This window comes from Pseudomonas agronomica, from assembly GCF_025917275.1.
Taxonomy (GTDB): domain Bacteria; phylum Pseudomonadota; class Gammaproteobacteria; order Pseudomonadales; family Pseudomonadaceae; genus Aquipseudomonas; species Aquipseudomonas agronomica.
This window is the reverse complement of the sequence record NZ_JAOSHO010000380.1, coordinates 1-4959: the sequence shown is the minus strand read 5'-3', so window position 1 is coordinate 4959 and position 4959 is coordinate 1. Positions and strand designations below refer to the sequence as shown.

The 4959-nt window shown below is 59.1% G+C and carries 7 protein-coding genes; 5 read left to right on the top strand and 2 right to left on the bottom strand.

Features of this window, described 5'->3' with window-relative positions; all coding sequences use genetic code 11:
- The 3 genes from OC610_RS21025 to cysB form a co-directional block, all read left to right on the top strand.
- Positions 1 to 440, top strand: a 440-nt coding sequence (locus tag OC610_RS21025) for a 5'-nucleotidase (RefSeq protein WP_264430447.1), incomplete at its 5' end; no start/stop codon positions are given.
- Positions 441 to 536: 96 nt separating this feature from the next.
- Positions 537 to 1037 carry a universal stress protein gene (locus tag OC610_RS21020; RefSeq protein WP_181288884.1) on the top strand — a complete coding sequence of 167 codons (501 nt, stop codon included), beginning with the start codon at positions 537 to 539 and terminating at the stop codon, positions 1035 to 1037.
- A 111-nt stretch (positions 1038 to 1148) separates the two neighbouring features.
- Entirely contained in the window at positions 1149 to 2123 is a 975-nt protein-coding gene (cysB, locus tag OC610_RS21015) for an HTH-type transcriptional regulator CysB (RefSeq protein WP_003199376.1), read from the top strand.
- Between the two features lie 7 nt (positions 2124 to 2130).
- On the opposite strand, the gene OC610_RS21010 is transcribed toward cysB, so the two are convergent.
- A complete protein-coding gene (locus OC610_RS21010; protein WP_264430445.1) occupies positions 2131 to 2613 on the bottom strand; it encodes a GreA/GreB family elongation factor in 483 nt (160 codons plus the stop codon).
- 2 nt (positions 2614 to 2615) lie between these two features.
- Entirely contained in the window at positions 2616 to 3002 is a 387-nt protein-coding gene (locus tag OC610_RS21005; RefSeq protein WP_264430444.1) for a hypothetical protein, read from the bottom strand.
- Positions 3003 to 3123: 121 nt separating this feature from the next.
- On the opposite strand from OC610_RS21005, the gene earP reads away from it, so the two are divergent.
- On the top strand, positions 3124 to 4257 hold the full coding sequence (gene earP / locus OC610_RS21000; protein ID WP_264430442.1) for an elongation factor P maturation arginine rhamnosyltransferase EarP: 1134 nt from the start codon (positions 3124 to 3126) through the stop codon (positions 4255 to 4257).
- A gap of 48 nt (positions 4258 to 4305) precedes the next feature.
- Positions 4306 to 4875: an elongation factor P gene (locus OC610_RS20995; protein ID WP_003226785.1), complete on the top strand. Its 570-nt coding sequence runs from the start codon at positions 4306 to 4308 to the stop codon at positions 4873 to 4875.
- Positions 4876 to 4959 lie beyond the last annotated feature (84 nt).

The window sequence follows — 4959 nt, the reverse complement described above, 5'->3', positions numbered from 1 at the left end:
TGCGCATTGCCTTCGACGGTGATGCGGTGCTGTTTTCCGATGAGTCGGAACGTGTCTATCAGAGTGGTGGCCTCGAAGCCTTCCAGGCCAGTGAACGACAGGCCGCGCGCGAGCCGCTGCGAGGCGGGCCGTTCAAGGGATTCCTGGCGGCACTCAATGCGCTGCAGCGCGAATTCCCGGAGGATGCCTGCCCGATCCGCACAGCGTTGGTCACGGCCCGGTCGGCGCCGGCCCATGAGCGGGTCATCCGTACGCTGCGTGAATGGGATATTCGCCTGGACGAGTCGCTGTTCCTGGGCGGCCTGACCAAGTCGGCATTCCTCGAAGCCTTTGCCGCCGACGTGTTCTTCGATGACCAGACCGGCCACTGCGAGCTTGCCCGCGAGGTGGTTGCCACCGGCCACGTGCCCCACGGCATCAGCAACGAAGTGAAGCTCTGACCGCCTGTACTTCGAGGCGTTACGCCACACGTCGCGCTCGTTGGCGCGCTGCTAAGCTGAATCAATCTCCGCCATTCTGGCATTCGAGGAGGTCACATGATTCGTTCGATGCTGTACGCCACAGACCTGGGGCTTTATGCCCCTTATGTGATGCAGCATGCCTTGGCGTTGGCACGGACGTTTGAAGCCGAGTTGTATGTGGTGCATGCGGTGGAACCGATGGGGCTGTTCGCCGAGTCGGTGTTGCAAAGCTATCTGGACGAGCACGCGCTGAACGAATTTCATCGCCAGGGTCTGAATACGGTGATGGCCAACATCGAGCAGCGAGTACTGGACAGCTTTCGCGAGGAGCTGGGGGAAGGGCAGCAGGACTTGCAACTGATCAAGTCGGTGAGGGTGTTCCAGGGTGACCCTTCCCAGGTCATTCTCGAGCAGGCTGCGAAACTCTCCGTCGATTTGTTGATCGTAGGCAGTCACTGCCAGGGGGCGAATGGAGAAACTCCTTTGGGCAGGACCGCCGCACGGGTATTGCAGTTATCCCGCGTGCCGGTCTACCTGGTGCCGCTGGTGCAGCGTCGGCGGCAAGGAGAGGCCTGAGGCTAAATGATGGCTTTTTTATAAAAAGTTCTAGATTTATTAATACAACCATTCATATAGTTATATGCCGTCGCTGATGCCCGTCGCATCCAACTGCTTTGAGGGATACATATGAAGCTTCAACAATTGCGCTACATCTGGGAAGTGGCGCACCACGACCTCAACGTTTCCGCTACCGCGCAAAGCCTCTACACGTCGCAACCTGGCATCAGCAAGCAGATCCGCCTGTTGGAAGACGAACTGGGCGTCGAAGTCTTCGCCCGCAGCGGCAAGCACCTGACCCGCGTGACCCCGGCCGGTGAACGCATCATCACCACGGCTGGCGAGATCCTGCGCAAGGTCGAGAGCATCAAGCAGATCGCCCAGGAATTCTCCAACGAGAAAAAAGGCACGCTGTCCATCGCCACTACCCACACCCAGGCCCGCTATGCGCTGCCGCCGGTGATCAGCAATTTCATCAAGCAATACCCGGATGTTGCGCTGCACATGCACCAGGGCTCGCCGATGCAGATCGCCGAGATGGCCGCCGACGGCACCGTGGACTTCGCCATTGCCACCGAAGCCCTGGAGCTGTTCGGCGATCTGGTGATGATGCCGTGCTATCGCTGGAACCGCTGCGTGGTGGTGCCCCAGGGCCACCCGTTGACCAAGCTGCCGAAGTTGACCCTCGAAGCCTTGGCCGAATACCCGATCGTGACCTACGTGTTCGGTTTCACCGGTCGTTCGAAACTCGACGAAGCCTTCAGCCATCGTGGCTTGACCCCGAAAGTGGTGTTCACCGCCGCCGACGCCGACGTGATCAAGACTTACGTTCGCCTGGGCCTGGGCGTGGGCATCGTGGCGAAAATGGCCGTCGATACCAAGCTCGACAGTGATCTGGTGGTGTTGGACGCCAGCGAGTTGTTCGAGTCCAGCGTGACCAAGATCGGCTTCCGTCGTGGCACTTTCCTGCGGGGCTTCATGTGCGATTTCATCGAGAAATTCGCACCGCACCTGACACGCGAAGTCATGGCCAAGGCCATCCAGTGCCACAACAAGCAGGAACTCGAAGAGCTGTTCGACGGCGTCGAATTGCCGGTGCACTAACCCATCGCTAAATAGCCTCGGTGACTGCGAACTGTTGCCGGGCGCCTCCCACGACGATCTCCACTTCATCCCCTTCGAACTTACCCAGCAGGCTTCGGCCCAGCGGTGAGCGAGGGGTGATGACGGTGATCGGTTGTCCCACCAGCGAGACCTTCAGCCCCGCCGCGTCCGGCCCAAGGAACAACCACTGTTGGCGGCCGTCCTCATCTTCCAGCCCGATCAACGTGCCGACCTGGATACCGCGCGCTTCATCGTAAGGCCTCAGTGTCAGGTTCTGGCAGAGAGCGAGCGCCTGGCGGATCTCCTCGACGCGCCGGGCTTGTCCGGCGGCAAGGTATGACGCTTCCAGGCCGAGGGTGTCGTATTTGTTCTCAGCGATATTTTCTTCGTGGGTCGCGGTTTCGTAGGCGGTCTGCGCGGCGCGTTCGGCAATGTCGAGGTCAATCTTGAGTTTGTCGAGGATCAACTGGTGGACAGTCTGTTTGTTCATGATCACTCGCAGAATTGCAGGACGTTGGCGCGGCTTTTCTCGCTCGGCGCGTTCTGGTCCTGTTGCAGCCAGAACTGGCATTTGGGGTTCGACAGGTTGCGCGGGTTGCTGCGTACCTGATCAAGCGCCTGGCGCTGTTCATTCTTCTGCAGATTCTGCTGGTATTGCTCGAACATCGGCGTGGGCGGCTCGGGCGCCGGTTGCACCGCCGGCGGTTGCGCCAGTTGATGAACCGCAGCGGCCACCGGGGCCAGTTGTTCAGCGAAGAGGAACCTGGACAACAACCAGCCTGTCAGGACGATGGCGACGAATCCCAGCCACAGGCCCAAGGCGATACTGACGGTCAATTTCAAGGCTGAAAGGCGCGGCGGCGATGGGTAATCAGGCATGACTGCTTCCTGGCAGGGGCACGGTTAGGCGCTGATTGTCGCATGAAGATTAATCGCCGTCGGCCCTTCTGCATCATGGGTTGAATACGGGACAATCAGGCTTTGCCACAGGGAGTCGGGAATGACCGTGCGTTGGGATATTTTTTGCACCGTCGTGGATAACTTCGGCGACATCGGCGTCACCTGGCGCCTGGCGCGGCAATTGGTGGCCGAGCATGGGGTCGCGGTTCGGCTTTGGGTCGATGACCTGCGTGCGTTTGAACGGCTGTGTCCGGAAATAGACACCGCGCTGCCCGAACAGTGGCAGCAGGGCGTACAAGTGCGTCACTGGCCCAAGGACTGGCCGTCTACCGAGGCTGCCGATGTGGTGATCGCCGCATTTGCCTGCCAGTTGCCCAGCACCTACATGGACGCGATGGCCGCGCGCCCGGTAACGCCGTTGTGGATGAACCTCGATTACCTGAGCGCCGAGGACTGGGTGATCGGTTGCCACGGCCTGCCGTCGGTGAAATACAAGCATGTGCAGAAGTATTTCTTCTTTCCAGGCTTCCAGGAGGGCACCGGGGGCTTGCTGCGCGAAGCGGGGCTGTTGGAGCATCGTCGGCAATTCCAGCAGGATGGCGCGGCACAACAGGCTTTCCTGCGGGGGTTGGGCGTCGAGCGCGAGCCGGGGGCACGTCTGATTTCGTTGTTCGCCTATGAAAATGCCGGGCTGGCGAGCTGGTTTGACGCGATGGCGACGGATACCCGTCCGTGGCATGTACTGGTTCCGGAAGGACGCATCCTCGGGGATGTCGAGCGTTGGGCAGGCATCGACGGTCTTGGGGCCGGTGCCTTGCATCGCCGTGGCGCCCTGACGGTGCAGGTTTTGCCTTTCGTCCGTCAGGACGAATACGACCACTTGTTATGGTGTTGTGATTTCAATGCCGTGCGCGGCGAGGATTCCTTCGTGCGGGCACAATGGGCTGGACGGCCGCTGCTCTGGCATATCTATCAACAGGAAGAAGATGTCCACCTTGAGAAACTCGAGGCATTTCTCAAGCTGTACACCGAAGGACTTTCCGAGCCGGCGGAAAAAGCGATCAGCGGTCTTTGGCGCGCCTGGAATGCCGGTCAAGACATGGCCGAACACTGGAAAGCCGCTTGCGAGCAGGATCGGGAATTGGCCGAACATGCCCAGTCGTGGTGCCTGGAACAGGCGTCACGAGCCGATCTCGCCACGGCGCTGGTGAAGTTTTACCGAAATTGGATATGATACGCGGCCTAGATTTTTGTAAATCCCATCCAAATTCGGATATTCGCAATGAAAACTGGTAAAGAACTCAAACCCGGTACCGTGATTCGTATCGACAACGATCCTTGGCTGGTTCAGAAAGCTGAATTCACCAAGTCGGGTCGTAACAGCGCGATCATGAAGACCAAGCTGAAGAACCTGCTGACCGGCTACAAGACCGAAACCGTCTACGGTGCGGATGACAAGCTGGACGACGTGATCCTGGATCGCAAAGAAGCGACCCTGTCGTTCATCAGCGGCGACACCTACACGTTCATGGACACCACTGACTACACCATGTACGAGCTGAACGCCGAAGACATCGAAAGCGTTCTGCCATTCGTGGAAGAAGGCATGACCGACGTCTGCGAAGCCGTGTTCTTCGAAGAGCGCCTGGTTTCCGTAGAACTGCCGACCACCATCGTGCGTCAGGTTGACTACACCGAAGGCTCCGCTCGCGGTGATACTTCCGGCAAGGTGATGAAGCCTGCCAAACTGAAGAACGGTACCGAGCTGTCGGTTGCTGACTTCATCGAAATCGGCGACATGATCGAGATCGATACCCGCGAAGGCGGTTCCTACAAAGGCCGCGCTAAATAAGCGCAGTCTTCTGTATGAAAAAGCCCGACCATTGAGTCGGGCTTTTTTATTCTCGATCAAACCTCTGTGGCGAGGGAGCTTGCT